Source organism: Bradyrhizobium sp. AZCC 2230 (assembly GCF_036924495.1).
GTDB lineage: Bacteria > Pseudomonadota > Alphaproteobacteria > Rhizobiales > Xanthobacteraceae > Bradyrhizobium > Bradyrhizobium rifense.
In genome coordinates, this window is sequence record NZ_JAZHRS010000001.1 from 2702975 (window position 1) to 2727408 (window position 24434).

The following is a 24434-nucleotide window of genomic DNA, read 5'->3' on the forward strand; positions in this document are numbered from 1 at the left end:
GGCGGGAAGTGACTCGACGCTTCAACGTCGTAAACGAAGTCTGAAGCGCTGTGCAAGTAGCGCCAGTATTGAGTTTAGATCAACGCAATTTCCATGCACTATTTCACAATCATCATTATGGATTAATGCCGATGATCGAGAAGCGTGCAGCGCAACGTTACCGGGTTTTCAAGGGTGGCACGATCACCTATGAAAACAGCGGTATCGCGTGCACCGTACGCAACATGTCTGACAGCGGCGCCGCGATCGATCTCGAAAACCCTGTCATATTGCCGCAATCGTTCACGTTGTCGATTTCACGCGACAATTTCGTGCGGAATTGCCGCACCGTGTGGCGCAACGACAAGCGCATCGGCCTCGCCTTCGTGCAATAGCGCGTACGATGTGAATGACTGTTCGCATCGCATGCACGCAATCATCATGTCGACCTGATACGACGACGTCGACGACGCCAGCGCAGCCACGCGACGACCAGCGCGACAATCGCGAGTGCAACCGCCGACGATGCCGCAAAGAATCGCCCGCCGGGGCGATCGATTGTGCACGACCACAATGACGGCGCTTCGCCCGGGCGCGCGAGACGAAACGCGACGAGGCTGTCGCCAATCGAGGTGCCGGCTTCGGAATGACCGCCGGCGCCGATCGCAACATATTGCTCGCCCTTCCAGACATAGGTCATGGGGTTGGCAACGCCGGGCACCGGCAGCCGCCCCTGCCACAGCTCTCGTCCGCTTCGCGCATCGAAGGCACGCAAGTAAGCATCCATCGCGCCGGTGAAGACGACACCGCCTGCGGTCACCGCGAGCCCGTTCATCAGCGGCGCGCCGAAGGGCAGCGGCACGCCGAGCGGCGCCACATCCTCGGTGGTGCCGACGGTCGAACGCCAGAGGATCTTGCCGGCCTTGAGATCGACCGCGACCATTTCGCCCCAGGGCGGCTTGTTGCAGAGCAGCCCGAGCGGCGACATCACCACCGACCGCGACATCGCATAGGGCGCGCCTCTTTGCTGGCCGAAATCATGACCGGGCGGCGGGTTGAATCCGGCCGCCTCCGCGCGCGGGATCAGCTTGATGAGATGAGCGGCGCGGCTGGTGTTGGCATAGAGGATCTGGTTGACGGGATCGAACGCCGCACTGCCCCAGTTCACCCCGCCGCCGGTAAAGGGAAACTCCAGCGTGCCTTGCGTCGAGGGCGGCGTGAACAGACCTTCGTTGCGCGCTTCTGCGAACTGACGTTCACAGGACGAGCGGCGCAGGCCGGGCAGCAGCGAGAGTGCATCGTCGGTCGAGATCGTCTGCGACGTCAGCGCCGGCACATGTGTCGGGAACGGCTGCGTCGGCGAAAGTCGTTCACCCTCGGCGCCGCCTTGCGGCACCGCGCGCTCCTCGACCGGCCACACCGGCTTGCCCGTGTCGCGGTCGAGCACGAAGACAAAACCTTGCTTGGTCGGCTGGATCACGACATCGCGCGAACCCTCGTCCGCGTCGATGCGCGCGAGCGTCGGCTGCGCCGGCAGATCGTAATCCCAGACGTCGTGATGCACGGTCTGAAATGCCCAGACGAGTTCGCCGGTCTCGATGCGCAACGCGACAACCGAATTGGCGTGCGCGTTATTGCCGGGCCGCTTGCCGCCCCAAAAATCCGGCGACGGTGAAGACGTCGGCAGGAATACGAGCCCACGCGCTGCATCGACCGACATGGCCGCCCAGACATTGGCATGGCCAGCCTCGATGCCGTCGCGCTTGAGCGGCTCGAAGATCCAGCGCGGTTCACCACTGCGCGCGTCGAACGCGCGCACCACGCCGCTCGGCGCATCGACGCGGCGGTTGTCGCCGATCGAGGAGCCGACCACGATAACACCGCGGCCGACCGCCGGCGGCGACGTGATCTGGAATTCGCCGGGCCACTCCAGCGGCATGCCGATATCGATCTTGATCTCGCCGCCCTTGCCGAAATCCGCACAGGGAAGACCTGTCCTGGCATCGAGTGCGATCAAGCGAACGTCGTTCGTTCCCATGAAGATGCGCGATCGGCAAGCGGCGCCTCGCGGCGCGGTGTCGTCAACCCAGTAGGTGACACCACGGCAGACATAGCGATTGGCCGGACGCTGGTTGATGGCGATCTTCGGATCGTAGCGCCACTTTTGCGCTCCCGTGCCCGGATCGAGGGCGATCACTTCGTTGAAGGGCGAGCAGAAGATCAGGCTGTCCTCGACAAACAGCGGTGTCGCCTCGAACTTGGTTCGCCGCATCACCTCAGGCGGACGCGCCGTCACATCGCCGGTGCGAAATTCGAAAGCGCGGATCAGTTGGCCGACATTGTCGGACGTGATCTCGCGCAATGGCGAGAAGCGCGAACCGCCGGGATCGCCACCCCAGCTCTCCCAGGCGACGCACGGCCGCGCAACAAGCAGAACGACGAGGCCAATCAGGTATCGCAGCCGGCCCGCCACCACGCGCCTCGCGCTATTTCGGCTTCTTGGCGGGCTCGCTCGGACGCGCTCCGCCCCACGGGTCATACTTTTCCTTGGGGTCCGGAATGCGCTCGAGCGCGGCCTTGTAGGCCTTGTCATCGACCTTGGGCTTGTTGTCCGCCTTCTGGTCGCTATCCTGCTGGTGGCGCCGGCCGCCGCCCATCTGCGCCTGCGCGGAAGCAACCGTCAGTGCCAGCACCGCGGCCGCTATGACCAGAATTCTCATTGGTGCAATCCCCTTCATCCGGGGTACAAACTAGCCTGCAATCCCGTAATAGCAAATGTGGCGGGCTCTATCCCTTCAGCAAATGTTGATCGGCCGGGACTTCGTCCCGTCGAATTCGCGCCTATCTGTTGGCCCGCAGGGGACCTTCACGAATGTTGCGGATTGTTGCTCATGTGGCGCTGCTCGCCAGTGCGCTCGCGCTCGGCGCGTGCGGCTTTGCCGACAGCCGCGCGCCCGTGCCCGACTTCATGCGCCTCAAGGAAGCCGACCAGCCGCCGCCCGAACCGCCGCCCGACGTCAAGCGCGTGGTCCGCGAACAGATCGATGTGGTCTTCCTCAACACCTCCTACCCGCGCGAGGTGCAAGTCGCCCTGCCCCATCACGAGGTCCGCGGACCAGGCTGGACGGCCTGTGTCCGCGCGCAACTCACCTCGGCCACCGGCTCGGCGCTGGGTGCCCAGACCTACGTCGTGACGATCAACGGCGGAAAGGTCATCGACCGGCGGCGCGCGGAAGTCGATGACATCTGCGGGTCGGAAGCCTACGAGCCGATCTAGCGATTGATCGCAACACACGACGATAAGTTCCGGGAAAAACATGTCATTTTGCCGGAACGATCGTCGCCTCCCATTCTTGTTACCGCAGAGGGCAGTTTCGGAGGAGGACAGGATGAGGACGTTCACAATTGCACTGCTGGCCGGTGTCGGGGCTCTCGCTGCGGCGAGCGGCGCTAAGGCTGCGGATCTGTACACGACCAGCGAATACACCAGCCCGGATCTCATTCAGGAGGTCCGTCTCGTCTGCGATGACGCCGGCAATTGCTATCGCACCCGCGGCGGCGCGCGCGTGATCGTACGCGACTCCTATGACGCCATGCCGCGCGAGCGTTATTACGAGCGCCGCACCTATCGCGATCACGACTGGGACGATGGTCCGCACGGCGGCGTCGGCATTCGCGCGCCGGGCGTCAGCGTGGGCGTCGGTGTCGGCGGCGGCCGCTGGTAAGCAACACAGCATGATGGACGGGACCGGACGAGATCGCTCGTCCGGTCCTGCCTGCGTCAGGACTCGAGCGGATGAACCGGCGCAGCGACGCGCGTCGATGATTGCGGCTGCGCGGCGAAGCGAGCAAGCACCATGCCGGCGCACATCGCAACAACGAAGATGACGGCCGAGGTCGAGCCGAAGCCCAGCGCGGTCAGGGCCGGTCCAGGACAGAAGCCGGCCAATCCCCAACCGATGCCGAAGGTCGCGGGACCAACGATGATTTTCGGATCGATGTCGCGGCGTGTCGGCACGTAGAAGCGTTCGGCGAAGAAGGGGTGTGCAAGTTTCAGGACCTGCCTGAAACCGACGAAGGTCACAGCGACCGCGCCGGCCATCACGAAGCCGAGGCTCGCGTCCCATATCCCCGCCGGGATGCCGCCGAGGTCGAGGAAGTTCAGCACCTTTGCCGGATTCGACATGCCGGAGACGATCAGCCCGAGGCCGAACAGCAGCCCGATTGCGAATTGAACGAGAATGGTCATTGCCTTCAGCTCCAGTGCCGGATCACGAAGACGGTGGCGACGCCCGTCGCCATGAAGGTGATGGTCGCGACCAGCGAGCGCACCGACAATCGCGACAGGCCGCAGACGCCATGGCCGGAGGTACAGCCACTGCCCCACACCGCGCCGAAGCCGGTGAGCAGCCCTGCGACAATCAGCACTGGCGTTCCTGCGGCGATCGTCTGAGCCGGCAGGCTTCCAGTTACGAGTCGCACCAGCAAAGGGGCAGCAATGAGGCCGGCGACGAAGGCGAGCCGGCCGGCAAATTCGCGGTCCTCGTAGGGCGGAAACAACCGCGCCGCGATGCCGCTGACGCCGGCGATCCGTCCCGTCGCCCACATCAGCAGCACGGCGGACAAGCCGATCAGCGCGCCCCCGAGGAGCGAGGCAATCGGCGTGAAAGACGTGGCGACCATTTTGATCCTCCGGATCGAGACAGCATCCGCCAGCGGGCCGGCCGGATGCTCAATGAGACGTTAACAATACCACTCGAATTGAAGCGGCGTCCCAACGGGATTTTCCAATCTTTGCGCTAAGCATACTCGCGTAACGCAGGCTAATGCCGGCGTGAACGGGGAACGACGGGACGTGGTCGACATCGCGCATCAGGCTGCGATCAATCCGGCATCGGCGAAGGATGCAACGCCCGCGCTCGTCTCGCTGACGGCGATCGAGCCCGGCCAATGGCGCGCGCTGGCGCAGCGGACGGTCGAGCCGAACGGCTATTATTTGCCCGCCTGGGAGCTCGCCGTCAGCGCAACCGCGCGGGGGCGGATCGGCGCCTCGGCCTTGTCCGTCTGTAGCGGTTCCTCGACGCGGCTGATCGGGTTGATGCCGGTTGTGTCGCTCTGGCAGGCCTGGAAGATCCCCCTACCCGCGCTGGTGAGCGCGCATCCCTATGGCACGCTGTGCAGCCCGCTGATCGATCGCGATGCTTCGCTCGAGGCCGCGACGCGCCTGCTGCAGCGGGCGCGCGAGGCCGGCGCACATGCGCTGATCCTGCGCGACGTCGCGCTCGACGGCGCGGCGATGGCATCGCTCAAGCAAGCGCTCGGCCAGGCCGGCCTGAAGCCACGCGTGCTCGGCTCCTATGTCCGCGCCAGCCTCGATGCGACACAGGATGGCGACCGGCTGCTGCACGAGGCGCTTGGTACGAAGAAGCTCAAGGAGCTGCGCCGGCAGCGCCATCGCCTGCAGGAGTACGGCGCGATCAGCTTCGACGTTGCGCGCAAGCCGGACGAGATCAAGCCCGCGCTCGAGACGTTCCTGCAACTCGAAGTCAGCGGCTGGAAGGGCGAACGCGGCACTGCCCTGATTCAGGACGCGGGCGATGCGACCTTCATCCGCCGCGCCGTCCCTGCACTCGCCGAGACCGCGCAATGCGAGATCGTCACCTTGCGCACCGGCGCGACGCCGGTTGCCGCAGGCATCGTGCTGCGCCATCAGGATCGCGCCTTCTTCTTCAAGCTCGGCATCGACGAGCGTTTTGCAAAATATTCGCCGGGCGTGCAGCTCACGCTCGACCTGACGCGTCATCTCTGTGCCGATCCGACCATTGCGAGCGCCGACTCCACCGCGAGCGCCGATCACCCCATGATCAACCCGATCTGGCGCGGCCGCTTTGCGATCGGTGATGTGCTGATCCCGCTGCGGCGGAACAATCCGATGGTGGCACTCATCCATGCGGCGCTGATTGCGCGCAGCTTCGCGCGCGACACAGCACGCCGCGCGATCCATTTGCTCCGCAAGTAGACGTGGGCTACTCCGCCGCCTGCGCGTTGATCTCCGCCGAGACCTGGCGGATGGCACGCGCAAGCAGGTTCGGATCCTGCGCGCCGGAGACGGCGTATTTCTGCGCGAACACGTAGGTCGGCACGCCCGAGATGCCCTTCTCGGCAGCCTCCTGCGCGTCGGCCGAGACGCGTGCGACGTCCTCGTCGGTGGCAAGGCGCTTGCGCACGTCGTCGGCACCGAGGCCGACATCGGCGGCCGCCTGCACCAGCACGTTGACGTCGGTGAGATCGCCGCCGTCGCGGAAATACAGCTCCATCAGGCGCTGCTTCATCTCGGGCGCCTTGCCGACCGCCTCGGCCCACAGGATCAGGCGGTGGCAGTCTGTCGTGTTGGGCTGGCGCGCGACGAGCTCAGGCTTGTAGACGAGCCCCTCCTCGCTGGCGGCAGCGACCACGCGCCCCGCGATGCCCTTGTAGGCCTCGACCGAGCCGAACTTCTGGGTGAGATAGTCCTCGCGGCTGATGCCCTCGCGGGGCACCCAGGGATTGAGGAAGAAGGGACGGAAATTCAGCTTGACCGGGACGTCGGGCACGAGCGCGAGCGCGCTTTCGATCCGGTGCTTGCCGATATAGCACCACGGGCACACCACGTCGGAGACGACATCGATCTGAAGCGGTTTCAGCGTGCTCATTTGCGCCTCCTTCGGGCGGTGCGGTTTTGTCGGAAGATAAGCCGAACGCCGCCCGAGGCAAGGGTGCTAGAGGGTGCTAGGCCACTTTTGCGGCCGTCTGTCTCAGCCATTCGGCGGTGCGTTCGTCCGCCGGAAAGAACGTCTCCAGCGCGAGCTCCGACAGGGTGATATCGACCGGCGTCCCGAACACCATGGTGGTGGAGAAGAAACTTAGTATCCCCCCGTCATGGCGCAGCTTGAAGGGGATCGCGACATTGTCGCTTCCCAGCGGCCCCGAGCGCGCCGGAATCGGATAGCTCTTGAGGTCGTGATAGAGCTTGATCAGCTCCGGATCGGCCGTCGCCTCGCATTGCCGGTGCAGGCGCTCGAGCAGATGCGCGCACCATTCCGCGAGATTGACCGTGCGCGGTGCGAGCCCCTCCGGATGAAAGGCGAGCCGCAGCACGTTGAAGGGCTGGCCGAGCAACCGCTCCGGAACGCCTTCGAGCAGCGGCGCCACCATGCGGTTGGCGGTCACCAGATTCCAGTGCCGGTCATAGGCCAGTGCCGGATTGGGTTCGTGGGCCCTGAGCACGAGGTCGATCGCCTGACGGGCTGATTTCAAGGCGGGATCCTCCAGCGGGCGTTGCGGAAAGGCCGGCGCGTAGCCGGCCGCGACCAGCAGCACGTTGCGTTCGCGCAAGGGCACGTCGAGGCGCTCGGCAAGCCGCAGCACCATGTCGCGCGACGGCGCGGCGCGGCCGGTTTCGACGAAGCTGAGATGGCGCGCGGAGATCTCGGCCTCGCCGGCGAGATCGAGCTGGCTCATGCGGCGGCGCTGCCGCCATTCGCGCAAATGGTCGCCGATATGGACCGGCTGGCTGGGTTCGGCGCGTGCCGTGGATGCATGTGCGTTCATGGTCACAAACCTACCACGTGCATTTCGGCCCATCCATTACCCCCGAGGTAATGGATATTGCTATGCAACCACCAATGGTTCATCGACCATCAAAAGTGCCGCACGTCGCGCCGCCGGCCCCATCAGGATCGGCCAAGAGCGGATTCGGGTCCAGTCCAGGCTGGATCGGTCACCCCGACCGTATGATAGGCGCGGCCAAAATAGATCAGATTGTCGGTGCAGCCGGATTTTTGCAGGGCCACGACGCGGCAGAACAGCACATCATGCGTGCCGACATTGACGATATCGGCAATCCGGCAGTCGAACGCGGCAGCACAGTCGGCCAGCACCGGCGCGCCTGTTTCGAGCGTCGACCACGCGGCCGCGGCAAACCGTTCCTCCGCTGGCACCTTGCCGCCGAACAGGCGGGACAGTGGCTCGTGCCGGGCCGAGAGCACGTTGACGCACACCAACTTGTTGCGCGTCACGCTGGCATAGGCCGAGGAGCCGCGGTTGATGCAGACCAGCAGCGTCGGCGGATCGTCGGTGACGCTGCAAATCGCAGATGCAGTAAATCCGGCACGGCCCGCGCCGCCGTCGGTCGTGACGATACTGACGACCGCACCGAGACAAGCCATCGCGTCGCGGTAGTCTTGAGGGGCGACGTCCTGCATCCTTACGCCTCGACGGCAGGCGCAAAGGCGAGCCTGCGCAACACCTGCACCAACACGGACGCGCCGGCGGCAACGTGATCAGGTTCGGCCCATTCGTGCTCGACATGGCTCGCGCCGTCGCGGCACGGGATGAAGATCATCGCAGCGGGACAGATTTTGGCGAGATGACGGGCATCGTGACCGGCCGCGGAAAGGATCGTCATGGCGGAATGTCCCTGCTCACGCGCCGCCTCTGCGATGCTCGCCCGCAGGCGCTCATCGAAGGCGTTCGACGGCGCATCGACGAGCGGCGTCACCGTGACCGTGCACGGTGAGGCGTTCTCCTCGCAAAGAGCTTTGATACGCGCACCGGCCGCTTCGAGCACGGCATTGTCAGGGTGACGCAGATCGATACTGAAGCTGACGCGCGACGGCACCACGGACGGCGCATTCGGCGAGACTATAACCCGGCCGATGGTGAATTTGACGTCCGCGTCAATGGTGCCGATCTCGGTATGCAGCGCCTTCGCCATCCGGGCAAAGGCCGCGAGCGCATCCCGCCGCTCCAACTGCGCCAGCGTGCCGGCATGGCCCTCGGCACCCTCGACCACCACCTGGAAGGTCTTCTTGCCCTGGATGCCGGTGACGACACCGATGGTGCAGGCGGCGGCTTCCAACAACGGCCCCTGCTCGATGTGAAATTCGAGATAGGCTCCGACCGCAAAGCCGAGTGGTCGATGCGGCATATCGGGAAAAGCCTGATGGAGGCGATCGAGCGCCTCGCCGACGGTGATGTCGTCTGCATCGCGCGCGGCGCGGATCGCGTCCATGTCGCGCTCGCCGGTAAAGGCCTCCGAACCCATCATGCCCGGGGCGAAGCGCGAGCCTTCCTCGTTCATCCATGCGACGACGACGACATCGCGTGCGGGCTTCTCGCCTTGCTCGGCGAGTGAGACGGCCGCCTCCAACGCCGCCATCACGCCGGCCGCGCCGTCAAACTTGCCGCCGGTCGGCTGGCTATCGAGATGACTACCAAGGAGAAGCGGCGGCGCGGCGCGGTCGCGGCCGGCCAGCGTCAGGAACAGGTTTCCCGCGGCATCCGTCGACGGTGTCAATCCTGCCTCAAGCGCCCAGCCGATGACACGTCGCCACGCCGCGATCTCGCCATCGCTCAGCGCCTGGCGGTTGACCCCGCCGGCCGGCGTCGCGCCGATCTCGGCGAGCGACATCAGTCGCGCCCAAAGCCGATCTGCGTTGATCAGAGGCTGGCTCGTCATCGACCTACTTCGTACGCATAATCTGGCCCGGCAGCGCGCGGGGATCGCGCGGCAGCCAGTGTCCGGCCTCGACCTGGGCGATGAACTCGGCGAGCAGTGCGTTGAATGCCGCCGGTTCTTCGAGATTGAGCGTGTGGCCGGTCTTGGGGAACACCGAGAGGCCACAGGCCGGAATAGTCTTCTTCAGGAAGATGCCGGGCTGGAGGCAGTGATCGTCCTCGTCACCGACGACGACCAGCGTCGGCACCGTCATCTTCTTCAAGCCGTCTTCGAGATCGTAGAAAGACGGTCGGCGCGCCTGGACGCCGCGCATAGTGTTGGCGGCACCGCGATCGGAATGGGTGGCAAGGCGATCGGCGAATTCCTGCCAGCCGCGCGGATCCTTGTTCTGAAACTGAACGCGGCTCGCACCGAGCGCATAGATCTTCGAAAACTCTTTCGCGCCCTGCTTTTCGAAATTGTCCGCGACTTCCAACGAGACGCCACGAAAATACTCCTCGAACTCCTTCTCGCAGCCATAGCCGGCGCCGGCAACGGTGAGCGACAAAGCGCGCTCCGGCGTGCGCAGGCCAAAATGCACCGTGCAGAAGCCGCCCATGGAGAGGCCGACGATGTGCGCTTTCTCGATCTTGAGCGCGTCGAGCACGGCGACCGCATCGTCCGCAGCGATCGCCTGCGAATAGGCCTCCACGCTGTCGGGCACGTCCGACGGCGGATAGCCGCGCGCGGCGTAGCCGATGCAGCGGTGGCGGCGGCTGAAATAGCGGAGCTGCGGCTCCCAGCTTTCGTGATTGCCGCCGAACTCGTGGATGAAGAGGATCGGCGTGCCCTCGCCCGCCTCTTCCACATGAAGCTTCACGCCGTCCTTCGTTGTGATCATCGTCATCGGCATCGTCCCTAGAATTGCGGCGGCAGGTCGTTGAGCGTGCGTGCCTGCGCGACCATCTCCGGCAGGAGCGTGCAGAGCTTTTCGACCCAGGCCTGCGGCACCGAGGTGCTGATCTTCACGAAACGGTCGCCGAAGCGCTGGGTGTGATAAGTGCCCTGGCGGATCATGATGCCCTGGCGGCGATAGCACTCGACCAGCGCCTCGGGGCGGATGCCCGCCGCGATGGTTTCGAGCACCAGGAAGTTTCCGTGCGAGGGCATGATCGGCAGCGCGAGTCCCTCGATACCGGCCGCCGCCTCCTGGATCATCGCCTTGTTGGCGCGGTCGGTGCTGCGGACCTTCTTCATCCATTCGGCCTTGACCGACAAGCCCGCCTGCGCGGCGCGCTGGGCGATGACGCTCGCGCCGAGCACGCTGGTGGAGGTCTGCGCCAATTCCTCGAACAGGTCGGGCGCTGCGACAAGCGCACCGATGCGCAGGCCGGCGAGCCCGAGCCATTTCGAAAAGCTGGTCGAGACCACCGAGCCTTTCGGCGCCACATGAAGTGCCGGCGTGTGGCCGTCGGCGAAATCGCGATAGGTGCAGTCGTGCACCAGCAGCGCGCCGCAATCGCGCGCGATCGCCGCAAAGCTTTCGATCTCCTCGCGGGTGTAGCGGATGCCGAGCGGATTGTTGGGATCGACCAGATAAATGATCGCGGTGCGCTCATCGACATGCGCCTTCAACGCCTCGGGCGTCAGGCGGTAATTGCAGGCGGGATCGTAGATCGGAATCTCGATCACCTCGGCGCCCTGCTGGCGCGCGAACAGGCACGGCCATTTCCAGGTCGGATCGGTCGTCACCAGCGTGGTGCCGGGCTTGCAGCGGGCGCGGCAGATCATCGCCAGCGCGTTGACGCCGCCCTCAGTCACCAGTGCCTCAGCGCCGGGCGTCCCGAGATCAGCGACGATCGCGGCGCGCAGTGCCTCGAAGCCAAGCGGCGGGGCGTAGGCATTGAACTCGCCAGCCTCGATCGAACGCAGCATCGCCTCGCGCACGGCGGGGTGACTCTCGATGTGGTTGGTGTTCTGGCCGAGCCAGCAGAGTCCCGGCGTCGCCGAGAGCTCGTCGAAATAGCGGTTGCGGACGAGCGCCGCCGATTGAGGTCCTGACATCGGCGCCTCAGATCACCGAGCCGCGCGCGGCGATGCCGCCGTCGATCGTCACTACGGTGCCGGTGATGTAGCCGGACCGCGGTGAGGACAGGAACGCGACGAGATCGGCGACCTCTTCAGATGTTGCCGGGCGCTTGCCGGGATATTTGTCGAACAGCTCCTCCCAGCGGCTTTCGTCGCCGAGCATGTCGATCGACTTCCGCTTCATGATCTTGAGCATGCGGTCGGTGGCCACCGGCCCCGGATTGACCGCGACGACGCGCACGCCGTGATCGAGGCTGCGGCCGCCGAGCGCCTTGGTGAAGGACATCAGCGCCGCATTGCCGGTCGAGCCCGCGATGTAGCTCGCGTCCCAGTTCTCACCCGAATTGCCGATGATGTTGATGATGACGCCGTCCTTGCCCTTCATGCGGGGATAATAAAGACGCGACAACGTGATGTAGCCGAACACCTTGAGATCGAAGCCGCGCCGCCAGGCCGCGTCGTCGAGGATCTCCAGCGAGCCTGCTGGGATGTCACCGGCATTGTTGATGAGGATGTCGATGTCGCCGACTTCGGCCGCGAGCTTCTCCATCGCAGCGGTGCTCGACAGGTCGAGCGCATGGATCGTGATCTTTACGCCGTGGCGGGATTCCAGCTCCCGCTTGGCCTGAAGCATGGCCTCGCCGTTGCGGGCGGCCAGATGCAGATGGCACCCCTCCGCGGCGAAGAGTTCGGCCACCGCAAGTCCAATTCCTTTCGACGCGCCGGTAATCAAGGCGGTCTTGTTCGTCAGCTTCAGGTCCACAGGGGTCTCCAGGATGCGAGCTAGATATACAAGGTCTAGCAATTTGCATACCAAGAGGCCGGGAGGTCATTCGAAGGCGGCCAGGAAGTCCAGCAAATTGTCGCCGAGCAGGTTGACGTGGTCCCGCATGGCGGTGTGCGCGCGGTCCGGATCATGGGCCAGGATCGCCTGCATGATCGCCTCATGCTCACGGATGGTGTCGGCGATCCGGTTCGGCATGCGCGTCACCCGGCGGCGATAGGCGGCGACCTGATTGCGCAGCTTGCGGGTCTGGTCGGCAAGGAAGGCATTGCGCGAGGCCTCGTAGATCGCCTCGTGGAATTCCTGATTGATGTCGTAGAAGACATCGACGTCGCCGGTTTCGCCTGCCGTCATAAGCCGCTGATGAATCTCGCCGATTTCACTGCCCCAGGCCTGGGAGACGCGCCGCGCCGCGAGCCGCGCGCAGAGGCCTTCGAGCTCCGCCATCACCTGGAACATCTCGATCAGCGCCTGCGCCTTGATGCTGCGGACCGTCGCTCCCTGCCGCCCGCGCAGTTCGACCAGATTGTTGGCGGCCATCAGACGGAACGCCTCCCGAACCGGCGTGCGCGAGACCCCGAAACGCTGGGCGATCTCCTGCTCGTCGAGCCGGCTGCCCGGCTCGAGATGCCCCGCCGCGATCGCCCCTTCGAGCTTCTGGCGCAGGCTCTCGGCGAGCGTCATGCCGGGGCCTGGTGCCAAGGCATCGTGCCCATTTTTCACGCGCCTGCCTCCGTTATGTGCACCAATATCCGCCATCATGTTTCTCCAAGAACAATATACGTATACAAAATGGCACCCACACTCCAGCGAAACGGCTGATTTCCGTCTCGGACACACACGACTCGCGCGCCTTCGTCTCAGAGGCTCGCAAGTCTTATGCCTGATTTGCCTGGAAATGGCACTGGCACACGAGTTGCTAAGAGATTTCGATGCGGTCCGCTGTCGTATGCGAATGGCCGCCGCCATTATACAAGGACATGCCGGTGCAGGCCGCCCGCCTCCCCAATCCCGGACCGACCACCGAAGCCCCGCAGGCCCAGCCGAAGCCTGAGCCGCTGCTTGAAATGCGTGCGATCAACAAGACCTTTGGCTCCGTCGTGGCGCTGTCCGGACTTCAGGCGAGCGTCGCCCCCGGCGAGTTCGTCACCGTCGTCGGCCCCAGCGGCTGCGGCAAGAGCACCCTCTTCAACATCGTCGCCGGCCTTGAGGAGCCCGACGCCGGCGGCATCCTGCGCTTCGAAGGCAAGAGCTGCCATGCCGCCGACCTGCTCGGCCGCGTCTCCTTCATGCCGCAGCGCGACCTCTTGTTTCCCTGGCGTAACGTGGTGGACAACGCCATCCTCGCGCTAGAGGTCGAGGGCATGCCGCGCGACCAGGCGCGTGCCAAGGCGCTGAAGATGCTGCCCGAGTTCGGGCTCGCAGGTTTCGAGAAGCAATATCCCAATCAATTATCGGGTGGCATGCGCCAGCGCGTCGCCCTGATGCGCACCTTCCTGTTCGAGCGCGACCTGATGCTGCTGGACGAGCCGTTCGGCGCGCTCGACGCGCTGACGCGGGCGATGATGCAGCGCTGGCTGCTCGATGTCTGGCAGAAATACCGCCGCACCATTCTCTTCATCACCCACGACGTCGACGAGGCGATCTTCCTCGGCGACCGCGTGCTGGTCATGACCGCACGTCCCGGCTCGGTGAAGCTCGAACAGGTCGTCGATCTTCCTCGCCCGCGCAAGCCCGAGATCGTCACCTCCCCTGAATTCGTGCGCCTCAAGCGCACGCTGCTCGATGCGATCGAGGAGGAAAGCATGAAATCGTTCCAATCCTCCATCGCGCAGGAGAAGTCGCAATGAACGCGATGTCAGCGAGAGAACCGCGGGGGATCGATCCGGCGGAGTGGGACGCTCGCATCAAGCTCGCCGCCTGCTATCGCATGGTCGCCAAGCTCGGCATGGACGACTTGATCTATAATCACATCTCGATGCGCGTTCCCGGCCATGACGATCAGTTCCTGATCAATCCCTATGGGCTGCTGTTCGACGAGATCACAGCCTCGAGCCTGGTGAAGATCGACACCAAGGGCAACAAGCTCGACGACACGCCGCAGGCCGTCAACGTCGCCGCCTTCGTCATCCATGCCGCGATCCACACCTCGAACCATGATGCGGCCTGCGTGCTGCACACCCATTCCGACGCGAGCGTTGCAGTCTCCGGACAGGAGAAGGGCCTGCTGCCGCTCAGCCAGTTCGCGATGCGCTTCTACGATCGCCAGGCTTTTCACGATTACGAGGGCGTCGCCATCGACCTGGACGAGCAAGTTCGCCTGGTGCGCGATCTCGGCCCGCACAAGGTGATGCTGATGCGTAATCACGGCATCCTCACTGTCGGCCGGACGCCAGGCGAAGCTTTCATGCTGCTCTATTATTTCGAGCGCGCCGCGCGGATCCAGCTCCAGATGCAGGCCGCGACCGCAGCCGGCGCCAAGCTCGTGATGCCGCCGCACGAGGTCTGCGAGAAGGCAGCCCGCCAATTCTGGGAACTGCAGGGCGACATTCTCGTGCCCGGCGAACGCGAATGGCCGGCACTGATGCGCCAGCTCGACCGCACCGATCCATCCTATCGCAATTGATTGTCATTGCCTGGAGTATGACCATGTTGAGCCGACGCCACGCCTTCTCCGTCCTCTCCGCCATCGCACTGGCGACCGGCTCGCTCGTCGCGCCTGCGCCCGCCGCCGAGTTGCAGAAGGCGAGCCTGCGCCTGAAATGGTTGCCGCAAGCGCAGTTCGCCGGCTTCTACGTCGCGGCCGCCAAGGGCTATTACAAGGCCGAAGGCATCGACCTCACCATCAATCCGGGCGGGCCCAATCTGCTCACCGAAAACCTGGTTGCGACCGGTGCCGACACATTCGGCCTCTCCGGCGGCACCGACAGCGTGTTTGCCGCCCGTGACAAGGGACTGCCGATCGTCTGCATCGGCATCTCGCACCAGATCACGCCGTTCATCTTCGTTACCCGCAAGGACGGCCCAGTGAAGACGATCCAGGACTTCAAGGGCAAGACCGTCACCACCTGGTTCACCGGCGCCAATCACGTGCTGAACGGCATGCTGGCCAAGGAAGGCATCAAGCCGGATGAACTGAAGATCCAGCCGCAGCAGGTGTCAGTGACGCCCTTCGTCGACGGCAACGTCGACGTGATCACGGCGACCTATTACAACGAGTTCTACACCATCCAGTCGCGCATGCCGAAGGACAGCCTGAAGACCTTCGTCGCCGAAGATTACGGCATCACCTTCCCGCGCGACACGCTGATCGTGGCCGAGGCGACCGCCAAGGAGAAGCCGGAGCTCGTCAAGGCCTTCCTGCGTGCTTCGCTGAAGGGCTGGAAGGATGCGTTCTCCGATCCGAAGGGCGCCGTCGACACCGTGATGGCCGTAGCCCCGACGCTTGACCGCGCACAGCAGGAGTTCATGCTGACCGAGGTGAAGCGCCTGATGACAGCGGGCACAGCCTCGAAGAACGGCATGTTCTGGATCGACGCCGACGCGGTCAAGACCGCCCACGACTTCTTCCTGAAATACGGCGTGATCTCCAAGCCGCTCGACCTCGCCGCCGCCTATGACGCCAGCTTCATCCAAAGCATCCCGGCGGCGGACCGGCTGCCGTGAGTAGCCCGGCCGCGACATCGCTTGGTGACGGCCGCGCGGCTGCACGGTCGATCACGATGCCGGATTCGCTGCGCAAGCTGATCCGGCTCCTGTTCGGCCTCGCCATCGCAGCGGTGATCTGGGAAGGTGCGGTGCTGCTGTTCGGCATCCGCCCCTATTATCTGCCGCGCCTCAGCACGATCCTGATGGCGATGGCGGCGACGCCCCGCGCCTATGTCGACGGCTTCCTGCGCACCCTCGCCGAGACGCTGATCGGCTTTGCCTCCGGCGGCGCATTCGGCGTGTTCATGGGCGTCGTGTTCTTCCGCGTCCGCGCGCTGCGCGAGATGATCTTTCCGATCTTCGTGGTGTCGCAGACCATTCCAGTCATCGCCTTCGGCGCGCTGGTCGTGCTGTGGTTCGGCAACACGCTGCTCGCCAAGGCGATCATCGCGTTCTACCTGACCTTCTTCCCGGTGACGGTGAACACGCTGCTGGGCCTCGAGACCGTCGACCCCAAGCAGGTCGACCTGATGCGCAGCTTTGGTGCCTCCAACCGCCAGCTCCTGCTCCGCTTGCAGCTTCCGACTGCCCTGCCGCAGATCTTCGTGGCGCTGCGACTGGCCGCATCGCTGAGCCTCGTCGGCGCCATCGTCGGCGAATGGTTCGGCGACACCACCGGGCTTGGCGTGTTGCTGCTCCAGGCCATGTTTACTGAGAACGTCGTCGCGATCTGGGCGGCACTGCTCGCCGCCGCCCTGCTCGGCACCGGCTTCTATGCCGTCGTCGCCGCAGTCGAGCGGCGCCTCGTGTTCTGGAACGCCGAGCAATGAGCCGCGCGCTCGCTTCCCCCTCGCTCGCCGTCCAGCGCGGCATTCTTGGCGCCGTCCTCCTGATCGCGTGCTGGGAGGGCACTGCGCGCGGACTGCATCTGCCGGCTTATGTGCTCCCCGCGGTCAGCGACATCCTCCTCGGCCTCTGGTCCAAGCGCGCGGTCCTCATTGAAGCCGCAGGCTACACGCTGCTCGAAGCGTTCGCGGGCTATGGGCTCGGCTGCCTGATCGGCATCGGGCTAGCCGTCGCCATCGCACTGGTGCCGGCGCTGCGTAGCTCGATCCTGCCGCTCGCAACCGCGATCAATTCGGTGCCCGTGGTCGGCTATTCACCGCTGATCCTGCTCTGGTTCGGCATCGGCGTCAGCTCGAAGATCGTGATGGTGGCGATGGCGGTGAGCTTCACCATCCTGCTGTCGATGCTGGCCGGGCTCGACCGTGTCGATCGCCGCGCCGTCGACCTCATGAAGAGTTTTGGTGCGAGCCGCTTCGGTGTGCTGTGGCGCCTGCGGCTGCCGACCGCGCTGCCGTTGCTGCTGGCCGGAATGCGCGTCTCAACGGTACGCAGCGTCATCGTGGCGATCGTCACCGAAATGCTTGGCGCGCAGGGTGGGCTCGGCTGGGTGATCTACCAGGCCGTGCTCCAGATCGACTTCGTCCAGGTCTGGTCGGCGATCTTCGTCGCCTCTGCCGCGAGCCTCGCCTTCTTCGGCCTGATCGGCTTCCTCGAGCGAAAAATCCTGTTCTGGACATGACGCCATGAAACGACAGATGCATCTCGGCCTGTTCATCCTGGGCACCGGCAGCCACGTCGCCGGCTGGCGCTATCCCGGCGCTGTCGACAGCTTCCAGAACTTCCCAGCGATCCTGGAGATCGGCCGCACCGCCGAGCGCGGCAAGTTCGACCTGATCTTCATGGGCGACAATCTCTATGCCGATGCCGCCGCCCATCCCTCCTACACGCTGCGGCTGGAGCCGTTGACGATGCTGGCCGCGCTTGCGACCTCGACCAGCCATATCGGCCTCGGCGCCACCGTCTCCACCACCTACAGCGATCCGTTCTCGGTTGCGCGCGTGTTCGCCTCGCTCGATCACATTTCCAACGGCCGCGCCGCGTGGAATGCGGTGACGACGGCCAATCCGGCAACGGCGGCAAATTTCGGCACCACCCATCCCGACCACGCCCGCCGCTACGAGATGGCCGGCGAGTTCCTCGACATCGTCAAGGGCCTGTGGGACGGCTGGGCGGATGATGCCATCGTCGCCGACCGCACCAGCGGCGTCTACATCGATCCGGCGAAGCTCCGTGCGATCGACCATGACGGCGCGTTCTTCAAGGTGAAGGGCCCCCTCAACATCGGCCGCAGCCCGCAAGGCCGCCCCGTCGTGCTGCAAGCTGGCGGCTCCGAGGCCGGGCAAGCGCTCGCCGCGCGCACCGCCGACATCGTATTCTCCGTGGTGCAGGACATCGACGAAGCCAAAGCCGGCTACACCTCGCTGAAGACGCGGCTGCCGGCGTGCGGCCGCAAGGCCGAGGATGTCACGGTGCTGCCGGGCGTCATGCCCGTCGTCGGCCGTACCGACAAGGAAGCGTTCGAGAAGCTCAACGTACTCCAGAGCTTCGTCAGCGGCAGCAATGCGCTCGCGATCCTGTCCGACCGCTTCGGGCGCGACATGTCTGCCTACGATCTCGACGGGCCGATCCCCGACATCGCGCCGTCCGACAGCTACCACAGCTTCGCCAGCGTCATGCTGGCCAAGGGCCGCCGTGAGAACATGACGTTGCGCGACCTCTACAACCTCACAGCTGCCGCCCGCGGCCATTGGGTGCTGTGCGGCTCGGCCGAGCGCATCGCCGACACGCTCCAGCTCTGGTTCGAAGAGCATGCCGCCGACGGCTTCAACGTCATGCCGCCCTATTTCCACGAAGGTTTCGAGGATTTCGTCCAGCTCGTCGTGCCGATCTTGCAGGAGCGCGGGTTGTTCCGCGCGGACTACGAGGGAACCACGCTGCGCGATCACCTCGGCCTCGCGCGGCCGGCCAATCCGTTCTTCGCAACCTAGAGCGCGCCGGCGCTCCGCAGCGCCTGTTCGAGCGCCTGCAATTCGTTTGAACTCGCCGGCGGCTGCGGTGGACGTGCTGCGTCGCACGAGAGACGCCCGAGCAGTTTCAGGGAGGCCTTGAGTCGCACCGTCGCCCGACCTCCCGGCGCATCGCGGTAGATCGCGACAGCAAGCGGATAGAGCTTCTCGTGCGCCGCCCGCGCCCGCTCCCAATCGCCGGCCTCCGCCGCGTTCCAGAGGCTGACGACAAGCTCCGGCACGACGCAGGCAAGGCTCACCTGGCTGCCGGCGGAACCGACGAGATAGCTCGTCAGCAGATGTTCGTCGCCGGAACCGAGCACGACGAACTCCGGTCGCAGCTTGTGGATCAGCCGCAGGTTCTGCTCGTAGGTCGCAACTTCCCAGCTCCCCTCCTTGATCGCGACGAAGCGGGGGTCGGCCACCAGCCGCTCCAGCAAAGGCGGGGCATAGGCCATCGCGCCCGCACCGACCGGCGCGGCGTAAAGCATCAGCGGCACGGTCGTGGCATCGCGGATATGGCGATGATGCTCGATGACGCAGTCGTCGGCGTGACCGAGCGCCCAGCTGTTGGGAGGAAACACCAGAAGCCCGTCCGCACCCGCTTGCTCCAGTGTGGCCGCTTCGCGCGCGGCCTCCAGGCTCGATTCGTGATTAACGCCCGAGACGATCAGGCAATCCTTCGGAGCGTGCTCGCGCGCAAGCTCAACCACGCGCCGCTTCTCGGCCAGCGACAGCACGAAGTTCTCGCCGGCGTGGCCGTTGACCAATAACCCACTGACGCCGGCTGTGGATGCGACCGAGGCGAGGTGTGCCGCCAGCTGCGCCTCATCGACCCGAAAGTCGGGCGTCATCGGCACGATCGTCGCAGCATGAATGCCGCGCAGGCGATCGCCGAATGTCCGCATCCCCGCCGACATCGGCTAGTGAATGATCTGGTCGAGGAACGTCCGCGCCCGCTCGGACTTCGGATTCTTGAAGAACTCCTCCGGCGCGGCCTGCTCGACGACCTTCCCCTCATTCATGAACACGATGCGGTCGGCGACCTCGCGGGCAAAACCCATCTCGTGGGTCACGCACAGCATGGTCATACCCTCTTCCGCGAGCTTCTTCATGGTCTCCAGCACTTCCTTGACCATCTCGGGGTCAAGCGCGGAGGTCGGCTCGTCGAACAGCATGATCTTCGGCCGCATGCACAGCGCGCGGGCGATGGCGACGCGCTGCTGCTGGCCGCCCGAGAGCTGCCCGGGAAATTTCTCGGCCTGATCCGGAATCCGGACTTTTGTCAAGAAATGCATCGCGAGGTCCTTGGCCTCAGTCTCGCTCATGCCGTTCGCTGTCATCGGCGCCAGGGTGCAGTTCTCCAGCACCGTCATGTGCGGAAACAGATTAAAGCTCTGGAACACCATGCCGGTGTCGCGCCTGACCGCGTCGATATTCTTGCGCTGATGGTCGAGCTCGATGCCGTTGACGTAGATCAGGCCCTCATCGTGCTTCTCGATGTGGTTGATGCAGCGAATGAGCGTTGACTTGCCCGAGCCGGAGGGACCGCAGACCACGATCTTCTCGCCTTTGGCGACCTTGAGGTCGACCTGGTTCAACGCGGTGAAATCGCCATAGTGTCTGTAGACGGCCTCCATGCGAACCGCGGGCACCTCGCGCAATTGCGGCTGTGTCATTGCGCCTGCAACACCGCTGGCCGTATTCATCGACATCTCGCTCATGCGCGGGCCTCCGCGCTTGTCTGCGCGACCGGCGCCCTCGCCGCGACCCGCCTGGATTTCGCAGCGCTCGACCGGCCAAATGCTTCTCCAGCCGGCGCTGGACCGCATCCCAGACCGAAGTGAGGATCAAATAATACGCCGTTGCCGCCGCATAGACTTCGAGGATCTGGAAATGCTCCTGCATCAGCATGTCGCTGCGGCGCATGAGCTCCTCAACCGAGATCACCGAGGCGAGCGAAGTCGCCTTCAGGAGCGAATTGATGGAGTTGCCGAGCGGCGGGATCATCAACCGGAACGCCTGCGGCAGCGTCACGCGGCGGAACGTCACCCAGGGCGACAGGCTGAGTGCCCAGGCCGCTTCGCGCTGCCCGGCCGACACCGCCATGAAGCCGCTGCGCACGATCTCGGCGAGATAGGCGGCCTCGTTAAGGATCAGGCCGACGAGCGCGCAGGTGATCACGCTGAACTTGATACCCAGCTGCGGCAAGCCGCTGTAGATCACCACGAGCTGGATCAGCAGCGGCGTGCCACGGAAGAACCAGATGTAGAACCGCGAGAAGCCTGACAGCACCGGATTGGACGACATGCGCATCAGCGCGATGCCCATACCGAGAATCAATCCGCCGATGACCGCCGCCACCGTCAAGCCGATGGTGACGAGCACACCCTTCATCAGGAAGTAGTTGAAGAAGTAGTTGACGGCGGCCGTCGGACTGAAATGGCTCATCGGCTCGTCTCCGTATCTCAGGCCGGACCGGGGCCGGCGATCGCAAGCGGCTGATCGGCTGGCATGGCGGTCAGGCCGAACTTGTCGAACAGCGCCTGATAGAAGCCATCGGCACGCATCGCGTTCAGCGCCTTGACGACGGCATCAACCACCGCCTTGTTGCGGAAACCGAGCGTGGTGCGCGCCGTGCCGAGCCCCGCTCAACACTTCCTTGACGCGGCCGCGACCGGTGAGATCGCGCGCTACGCTGTCGACCAGCAACGCGTTGTCTACTTGTCCTGCGAGCAGCGCGCTGACAACGTTGGTCGCCGTCGGGAACGTGCGTATCTCGACGGCCGCACCACCCTTCGCCACGCTCGTATCGCTGAGCTTCTTGAGCCAATTCATCTGATAGGTGCTGACCTCGACGGCGGATGTTTTTCCGATCAGGTCATTTTCGGTAGCAATTTTTATGCCGCTGTCGGGCGCAACCACGACCGAAATGGCCTGGATGGCGTACGGCACCATATACATCAGCTTCGAGCGTTCCTCGGTCCAGAACATGCCGGTGTCGATGCCGTCGATGCGGCCCGCGTTCATGGCCGGGATCATCGCCGGAAAATCCATCCGGACGAGTTCGATCGGAAGGCACAACCGCTTGCCGAGCTCGGCAGCGAGTTCCACGTTGAGGCCCTGCAACTGACCGTCCTTGTCGACGAATTGCTGCGGCGGATTGGTCGGGTTGATGGAGAGTTGCAACTTGCCGGGCGCAATCAGATTGTCGTCGGTGATCGCCGGCGTGCAGGCGGCGTGCGCTGCCGCGGATGCGAGAGCGAGTGCCGCAGCGGCACTCAAGCGAAGCAGTGTCGAGACCATGTGATACCTCCAGTAGAACGCCAATGACCGATGCAGTCCCTCGCCCGGGGTTTCCCCTCGATGTTTCTTGGATGCGGCCGGCCTGATCTTGCGACACGACCGGCAGCATCGTCGTCGATCCCCCTCAGGCCGGTCCCGACATCGGCTTGAGCTGGATGCGCATGAAGTTCTTCACGAGCGATTCGAACGGGCCGAAACCCTTCACCTTCAGGAATTCCGGCGTCTCGAACGCCCAGCGTCCCGCAACGTCGTACATGGCGGCGTATTTCGGCCCGTCGCCGACGGAGACGAAACGTCTTGCCGACAGCCAGCCAGGACAAGCGAGCAGATCGGGAAAGTGTTTCTGCTCGTACCAGGCGTTGAACGCGGCTTCGTGCTCGGGATCGATGTCGACCCGCACGATGTGGATGAAGGCCTCGTCCTGCATGGGCCCGTTCCTCACGCCACGCGAACGTCGCCGGCCGCACGCGCCGCGCCGACGGTCGTTGCAATGGCGTCGCACAACGCCGGAAGCACCGGCAGCAGCGGCGGGCGAGGATCGGCGTTGCGGATCAGGCCGATCGCCTTGAGCCCCACTTTCATGCGCGTGTGCATGTCCATGATCGGCGCCGGCCCGTAGATCGAGCGCACGATTGGATAGAGCCGTTCGTTGACAGCGCGCATCGCCTTGAGATCGTCGGCAAGAGCGGCCTGCCAAAGCTCTGCGAACAGATGCGGCGCGAGGCTGACGAGGCCCGAAAGAATGCCGTCGCCACCGACGGCCAGCTGCGGCAGGAACCAGTTGAAGTTCGACGGGAGGATCGCGACCGAGGGATCGGCCCGCTTCACCGCACGGCGGTTCTCGTCGTAGGCCAGCATGGTATCGCTGCCTTCCTTGACGGCGATGACGCTGTCGAGGGCTGCGATCTTCGCCAGCGTCTCCGGCGAGTAGCCGAAGCCGGACGCGAGCGGATACTGGAAGATCGATACGGGAATGCCGATGGCGGAGCTGACCGCCTGCACGAAGGCCAGCGGCGCGCGCGAGGTCGCCGAAGCACCGCCGCCGAGCGGCCCGGGTGGAAACAACACCGCGCAATCGGCGCCGGCAGCTTCGGCGAGCTGCGCCTGATGGATCGCCTCCGCCGTGGAATGCGCGATGATGCCTGAAAGCAGCGGCTTGCCGCCGATTTGTCGGCGCGTCCGCTCGATCACGGCCTGACGTTCGTCATCCGAGAGCGAGCCGCCCTCGCCGGCGTGACCGTTGACGAACACTGCCGCGATCCCGTCCGGACAGGCGCAATAATCGAGCACGCGGGCATAACCGTCCCAATCGATCGAGCTGTCATCCCTGAAGGGCAGCACAGTCGCCACCGTGACGCCGCGCAAGTCGGGTTTCTTCATCGGCTTGCTCATGACGGTTTCCGCCGCGGGAATTTCAGGCTCGCCCGTGCCTTCAGCACTTCGAGGCCGCCCTCGTTGCGGGCGCTGGCCTCCCAGATGATGGTGCGGGTCTCGTCGTGCTGCTCAGCGATCCAGACGTCGAAGGTGAGCGTGTCGCCGTAGAACACCGGGCCGGTGAACCAGAAGCGGTCTTCCACCGAGACGCCGATGGTGCCGACCAGCTCGCTGGTGAGGATGCTGGTGCAGAGGCCCGCGACCATGATTCCCGGCGCGAGACGTCGGCCGAAGCGCGTTGCGCCGGCATAGACCTCGTCGACGTGGACGGGGCCGAAATCGCCGGTCGCCGCAATGTAGAGCGCGCCGTCCGCCTCGGTGATGGTCTTGCTGAGGCTGACCCGGTCGTTGACCTTCAGCTCGTCGAAGGACTTTGGCTCGTACATGGCTCAGCCCTTCGCGAAGGGAACGAGCGTCGCGGTACCGTCCACCACGGTCGCGCCGGACGGCGACAGCGTGCAGGTGATGCGGCAGACAGCCTCGTCGCCGGCAACAGAGACAATCTCGGCCTTGGCCTCGACCGAGTCGCCGACGATCACCGGCGCGGCGAAGTTCAGCGCGATGCTGCCGATCCGCCGCGTTGGTCCGCCGAGCTGGCTCAGGCACGTGGTGGCGAGGCCGCCGACGGCGAGCTCGAAGGCGACCATGTTGGAGGCGCCCGCCTTCTTGGCGCGCACGGCATCGACGTAGAGACCGCCGAGATTGCCGCTGATGCCGGTGAACATCGCCTGCTCGGCAACCGTCATGGTCTTGCGGAACGCAAAGGCGGCGCCGGGCTTGAGAAGAGCGTGAGACATCAATCGTT

Annotated in this window: 30 protein-coding genes and 1 pseudogene; 10 read left to right on the forward strand and 21 right to left on the reverse strand. The window is 64.9% G+C overall.

Translation table 11 applies throughout. The annotated features are described in order from the left end of the window. Positions 1 to 125 precede the first annotated feature (125 nt). Positions 126 to 374, forward strand: coding sequence for a PilZ domain-containing protein (locus V1280_RS13250; RefSeq protein ID WP_442895122.1), 249 nt, complete (start codon positions 126 to 128; stop codon positions 372 to 374). A 44-nt stretch (positions 375 to 418) separates the two neighbouring features. Here V1280_RS13250 and V1280_RS13255 read toward each other — a convergent pair whose 3' ends face one another. Together V1280_RS13255 and V1280_RS13260 are read right to left on the reverse strand one after the other, a co-directional pair. Next, positions 419 to 2518, reverse strand: a complete 2100-nt coding sequence (locus V1280_RS13255) for a pyrroloquinoline quinone-dependent dehydrogenase (RefSeq protein ID WP_442895123.1) — start codon at positions 2516 to 2518, stop codon at positions 419 to 421. Further along, the gene (locus tag V1280_RS13260; RefSeq protein WP_334524180.1) at positions 2466 to 2699 is read right to left on the reverse strand and encodes a hypothetical protein; all 234 of its coding nucleotides are present in this window, start codon (positions 2697 to 2699) and stop codon (positions 2466 to 2468) included. The genes V1280_RS13255 and V1280_RS13260 overlap by 53 nt, the downstream gene beginning before the upstream one ends. A gap of 152 nt (positions 2700 to 2851) precedes the next feature. Here V1280_RS13260 and V1280_RS13265 point away from each other — a divergent pair, with 152 nt between their 5' ends. Then, complete coding sequence (locus tag V1280_RS13265) at positions 2852 to 3256, forward strand: hypothetical protein (RefSeq protein ID WP_334524182.1); 405 nt, start codon at positions 2852 to 2854, stop codon at positions 3254 to 3256. 112 nt (positions 3257 to 3368) lie between these two features. After that, positions 3369 to 3704 (forward strand): hypothetical protein, encoded by a 336-nt coding sequence (locus tag V1280_RS13270; RefSeq protein WP_148772220.1) that lies wholly within the window; start codon positions 3369 to 3371, stop codon positions 3702 to 3704. Between the two features lie 56 nt (positions 3705 to 3760). On the opposite strand, the gene V1280_RS13275 is transcribed toward V1280_RS13270, so the two are convergent. Both V1280_RS13275 and V1280_RS13280 read right to left on the reverse strand, forming a co-directional pair. Then, complete coding sequence (locus V1280_RS13275) at positions 3761 to 4228, reverse strand: DUF6691 family protein (protein WP_334524199.1); 468 nt, start codon at positions 4226 to 4228, stop codon at positions 3761 to 3763. 5 nt (positions 4229 to 4233) lie between these two features. After that, entirely contained in the window at positions 4234 to 4662 is a 429-nt protein-coding gene (locus V1280_RS13280) for a YeeE/YedE family protein (RefSeq protein WP_334524202.1), read from the reverse strand. Positions 4663 to 4834: 172 nt separating this feature from the next. On the opposite strand from V1280_RS13280, the gene V1280_RS13285 reads away from it, so the two are divergent. Next, positions 4835 to 5998: a GNAT family N-acetyltransferase gene (locus V1280_RS13285; protein ID WP_334538291.1), complete on the forward strand. Its 1164-nt coding sequence runs from the start codon at positions 4835 to 4837 to the stop codon at positions 5996 to 5998. Positions 5999 to 6005: 7 nt separating this feature from the next. Here the strand turns inward: V1280_RS13285 and V1280_RS13290 are convergent, their stop codons facing one another. The 8 genes from V1280_RS13290 to V1280_RS13325 form a co-directional block, all read right to left on the reverse strand. Further along, on the reverse strand, positions 6006 to 6671 hold the full coding sequence (locus tag V1280_RS13290; protein ID WP_334524205.1) for a DsbA family oxidoreductase: 666 nt from the start codon (positions 6669 to 6671) through the stop codon (positions 6006 to 6008). Positions 6672 to 6747: 76 nt separating this feature from the next. Continuing rightward, complete coding sequence (locus V1280_RS13295; RefSeq protein WP_148772216.1) at positions 6748 to 7569, reverse strand: helix-turn-helix domain-containing protein; 822 nt, start codon at positions 7567 to 7569, stop codon at positions 6748 to 6750. 122 nt (positions 7570 to 7691) lie between these two features. After that, the gene (locus tag V1280_RS13300; protein ID WP_334524212.1) at positions 7692 to 8222 is read right to left on the reverse strand and encodes a flavin reductase; all 531 of its coding nucleotides are present in this window, start codon (positions 8220 to 8222) and stop codon (positions 7692 to 7694) included. 2 nt (positions 8223 to 8224) lie between these two features. Then, complete coding sequence (locus V1280_RS13305; RefSeq protein WP_334524215.1) at positions 8225 to 9478, reverse strand: Zn-dependent hydrolase; 1254 nt, start codon at positions 9476 to 9478, stop codon at positions 8225 to 8227. 4 nt (positions 9479 to 9482) lie between these two features. Further along, positions 9483 to 10364 carry an alpha/beta fold hydrolase gene (locus V1280_RS13310; protein WP_334524218.1) on the reverse strand — a complete coding sequence of 294 codons (882 nt, stop codon included), beginning with the start codon at positions 10362 to 10364 and terminating at the stop codon, positions 9483 to 9485. 11 nt (positions 10365 to 10375) lie between these two features. Next, positions 10376 to 11521 (reverse strand): pyridoxal phosphate-dependent aminotransferase, encoded by a 1146-nt coding sequence (locus tag V1280_RS13315; RefSeq protein WP_334524221.1) that lies wholly within the window; start codon positions 11519 to 11521, stop codon positions 10376 to 10378. Positions 11522 to 11528: 7 nt separating this feature from the next. Further along, positions 11529 to 12308 carry an SDR family oxidoreductase gene (locus V1280_RS13320; protein ID WP_045007058.1) on the reverse strand — a complete coding sequence of 260 codons (780 nt, stop codon included), beginning with the start codon at positions 12306 to 12308 and terminating at the stop codon, positions 11529 to 11531. Positions 12309 to 12374: 66 nt separating this feature from the next. Then, positions 12375 to 13052, reverse strand: coding sequence for a GntR family transcriptional regulator (locus V1280_RS13325; protein ID WP_334524229.1), 678 nt, complete (start codon positions 13050 to 13052; stop codon positions 12375 to 12377). Positions 13053 to 13315: 263 nt separating this feature from the next. On the opposite strand from V1280_RS13325, the gene V1280_RS13330 reads away from it, so the two are divergent. From V1280_RS13330 to V1280_RS13355, 6 genes are read left to right on the forward strand one after another with little or no spacing between them, the layout of a single operon-like run. After that, the gene (locus tag V1280_RS13330; protein WP_442895231.1) at positions 13316 to 14179 is read left to right on the forward strand and encodes an ABC transporter ATP-binding protein; all 864 of its coding nucleotides are present in this window, start codon (positions 13316 to 13318) and stop codon (positions 14177 to 14179) included. Continuing rightward, positions 14176 to 14955 (forward strand): class II aldolase/adducin family protein, encoded by a 780-nt coding sequence (locus tag V1280_RS13335; protein WP_334524235.1) that lies wholly within the window; start codon positions 14176 to 14178, stop codon positions 14953 to 14955. The genes V1280_RS13330 and V1280_RS13335 overlap by 4 nt, the downstream gene beginning before the upstream one ends. Positions 14956 to 14978: 23 nt before the next feature. After that, the gene (locus V1280_RS13340) at positions 14979 to 15995 is read left to right on the forward strand and encodes an ABC transporter substrate-binding protein (protein ID WP_334524238.1); all 1017 of its coding nucleotides are present in this window, start codon (positions 14979 to 14981) and stop codon (positions 15993 to 15995) included. After that, positions 15992 to 16807, forward strand: coding sequence for an ABC transporter permease (locus V1280_RS13345; RefSeq protein ID WP_334524241.1), 816 nt, complete (start codon positions 15992 to 15994; stop codon positions 16805 to 16807). Before V1280_RS13340 ends, V1280_RS13345 begins: the two co-directional genes overlap by 4 nt. Further along, entirely contained in the window at positions 16804 to 17562 is a 759-nt protein-coding gene (locus tag V1280_RS13350; RefSeq protein WP_334524244.1) for an ABC transporter permease, read from the forward strand. Before V1280_RS13345 ends, V1280_RS13350 begins: the two co-directional genes overlap by 4 nt. 4 nt (positions 17563 to 17566) lie before the next feature. Then, entirely contained in the window at positions 17567 to 18871 is a 1305-nt protein-coding gene (locus V1280_RS13355) for an LLM class flavin-dependent oxidoreductase (protein WP_334524247.1), read from the forward strand. Here the strand turns inward: V1280_RS13355 and V1280_RS13360 are convergent. The 9 genes and pseudogenes from V1280_RS13360 to V1280_RS13400 all read right to left on the reverse strand — a co-directional run bounded on the left by V1280_RS13360 (position 18868) and on the right by V1280_RS13400 (position 24426). Next, positions 18868 to 19797, reverse strand: coding sequence for a dihydrodipicolinate synthase family protein (locus tag V1280_RS13360; protein ID WP_334524250.1), 930 nt, complete (start codon positions 19795 to 19797; stop codon positions 18868 to 18870). The genes V1280_RS13355 and V1280_RS13360 overlap by 4 nt on opposite strands. 15 nt (positions 19798 to 19812) lie before the next feature. Then, on the reverse strand, positions 19813 to 20613 hold the full coding sequence (locus V1280_RS13365) for an amino acid ABC transporter ATP-binding protein (protein ID WP_442895124.1): 801 nt from the start codon (positions 20611 to 20613) through the stop codon (positions 19813 to 19815). 76 nt (positions 20614 to 20689) lie between these two features. Next, positions 20690 to 21340 (reverse strand): annotated as a pseudogene (locus V1280_RS13370) (amino acid ABC transporter permease); the annotation flags it as partial. 17 nt (positions 21341 to 21357) lie between these two features. Then, the gene (locus tag V1280_RS13375) at positions 21358 to 21492 is read right to left on the reverse strand and encodes a hypothetical protein (RefSeq protein WP_334524256.1); all 135 of its coding nucleotides are present in this window, start codon (positions 21490 to 21492) and stop codon (positions 21358 to 21360) included. Beyond that, complete coding sequence (locus V1280_RS13380) at positions 21485 to 22195, reverse strand: ABC transporter substrate-binding protein (protein ID WP_334524259.1); 711 nt, start codon at positions 22193 to 22195, stop codon at positions 21485 to 21487. Before V1280_RS13380 ends, V1280_RS13375 begins: the two co-directional genes overlap by 8 nt. Positions 22196 to 22319: 124 nt before the next feature. Continuing rightward, positions 22320 to 22622, reverse strand: coding sequence for a hypothetical protein (locus V1280_RS13385; protein ID WP_334524262.1), 303 nt, complete (start codon positions 22620 to 22622; stop codon positions 22320 to 22322). Positions 22623 to 22633: 11 nt separating this feature from the next. Continuing rightward, on the reverse strand, positions 22634 to 23587 hold the full coding sequence (locus V1280_RS13390) for a dihydrodipicolinate synthase family protein (protein ID WP_334524264.1): 954 nt from the start codon (positions 23585 to 23587) through the stop codon (positions 22634 to 22636). Next, entirely contained in the window at positions 23584 to 24015 is a 432-nt protein-coding gene (locus V1280_RS13395; RefSeq protein ID WP_334524267.1) for a MaoC/PaaZ C-terminal domain-containing protein, read from the reverse strand. The genes V1280_RS13390 and V1280_RS13395 overlap by 4 nt, the downstream gene beginning before the upstream one ends. 3 nt (positions 24016 to 24018) lie before the next feature. Beyond that, a complete protein-coding gene (locus tag V1280_RS13400) occupies positions 24019 to 24426 on the reverse strand; it encodes a MaoC/PaaZ C-terminal domain-containing protein (RefSeq protein WP_334524270.1) in 408 nt (135 codons plus the stop codon). Between the last annotated feature and the right edge of the window lie 8 nt (positions 24427 to 24434).

Bases quoted from the DNA above. Each gene is read 5' to 3' on its own strand.
- V1280_RS13300 (WP_334524212.1), bottom strand. From the start codon at position 8,222: ATGCAGGACGTCGCCCCTCAAGACTACCGCGACGCGATGGCTTGTCTC.
- V1280_RS13395 (WP_334524267.1), bottom strand. From the start codon at position 24,015: ATGTACGAGCCAAAGTCCTTCGACGAGCTGAAGGTCAACGACCGGGTC.
- V1280_RS13385 (WP_334524262.1), bottom strand. From the start codon at position 22,622: ATGCAGGACGAGGCCTTCATCCACATCGTGCGGGTCGACATCGATCCC.
- V1280_RS13280 (WP_334524202.1), bottom strand. From the start codon at position 4,662: ATGGTCGCCACGTCTTTCACGCCGATTGCCTCGCTCCTCGGGGGCGCG.
- V1280_RS13275 (WP_334524199.1), bottom strand. From the start codon at position 4,228: ATGACCATTCTCGTTCAATTCGCAATCGGGCTGCTGTTCGGCCTCGGG.
- V1280_RS13270 (WP_148772220.1), top strand. From the start codon at position 3,369: ATGAGGACGTTCACAATTGCACTGCTGGCCGGTGTCGGGGCTCTCGCT.
- V1280_RS13335 (WP_334524235.1), top strand. From the start codon at position 14,176: ATGAACGCGATGTCAGCGAGAGAACCGCGGGGGATCGATCCGGCGGAG.
- V1280_RS13310 (WP_334524218.1), bottom strand. From the start codon at position 10,364: ATGACGATGATCACAACGAAGGACGGCGTGAAGCTTCATGTGGAAGAG.
- V1280_RS13400 (WP_334524270.1), bottom strand. From the start codon at position 24,426: ATGTCTCACGCTCTTCTCAAGCCCGGCGCCGCCTTTGCGTTCCGCAAG.
- V1280_RS13390 (WP_334524264.1), bottom strand. From the start codon at position 23,587: ATGAGCAAGCCGATGAAGAAACCCGACTTGCGCGGCGTCACGGTGGCG.
- V1280_RS13295 (WP_148772216.1), bottom strand. From the start codon at position 7,569: ATGAACGCACATGCATCCACGGCACGCGCCGAACCCAGCCAGCCGGTC.
- V1280_RS13255 (WP_442895123.1), bottom strand. From the start codon at position 2,518: ATGACCCGTGGGGCGGAGCGCGTCCGAGCGAGCCCGCCAAGAAGCCGA.
- V1280_RS13340 (WP_334524238.1), top strand. From the start codon at position 14,979: ATGTTGAGCCGACGCCACGCCTTCTCCGTCCTCTCCGCCATCGCACTG.
- V1280_RS13365 (WP_442895124.1), bottom strand. From the start codon at position 20,613: ATGAGCGAGATGTCGATGAATACGGCCAGCGGTGTTGCAGGCGCAATG.
- V1280_RS13265 (WP_334524182.1), top strand. From the start codon at position 2,852: ATGTTGCGGATTGTTGCTCATGTGGCGCTGCTCGCCAGTGCGCTCGCG.
- V1280_RS13355 (WP_334524247.1), top strand. From the start codon at position 17,567: ATGAAACGACAGATGCATCTCGGCCTGTTCATCCTGGGCACCGGCAGC.
- V1280_RS13360 (WP_334524250.1), bottom strand. From the start codon at position 19,797: ATGCGGACATTCGGCGATCGCCTGCGCGGCATTCATGCTGCGACGATC.
- V1280_RS13250 (WP_442895122.1), top strand. From the start codon at position 126: ATGCCGATGATCGAGAAGCGTGCAGCGCAACGTTACCGGGTTTTCAAG.
- V1280_RS13290 (WP_334524205.1), bottom strand. From the start codon at position 6,671: ATGAGCACGCTGAAACCGCTTCAGATCGATGTCGTCTCCGACGTGGTG.
- V1280_RS13315 (WP_334524221.1), bottom strand. From the start codon at position 11,521: ATGTCAGGACCTCAATCGGCGGCGCTCGTCCGCAACCGCTATTTCGAC.
- V1280_RS13305 (WP_334524215.1), bottom strand. From the start codon at position 9,478: ATGACGAGCCAGCCTCTGATCAACGCAGATCGGCTTTGGGCGCGACTG.
- V1280_RS13260 (WP_334524180.1), bottom strand. From the start codon at position 2,699: ATGAGAATTCTGGTCATAGCGGCCGCGGTGCTGGCACTGACGGTTGCT.
- V1280_RS13380 (WP_334524259.1), bottom strand. From the start codon at position 22,195: ATGGTCTCGACACTGCTTCGCTTGAGTGCCGCTGCGGCACTCGCTCTC.
- V1280_RS13350 (WP_334524244.1), top strand. From the start codon at position 16,804: ATGAGCCGCGCGCTCGCTTCCCCCTCGCTCGCCGTCCAGCGCGGCATT.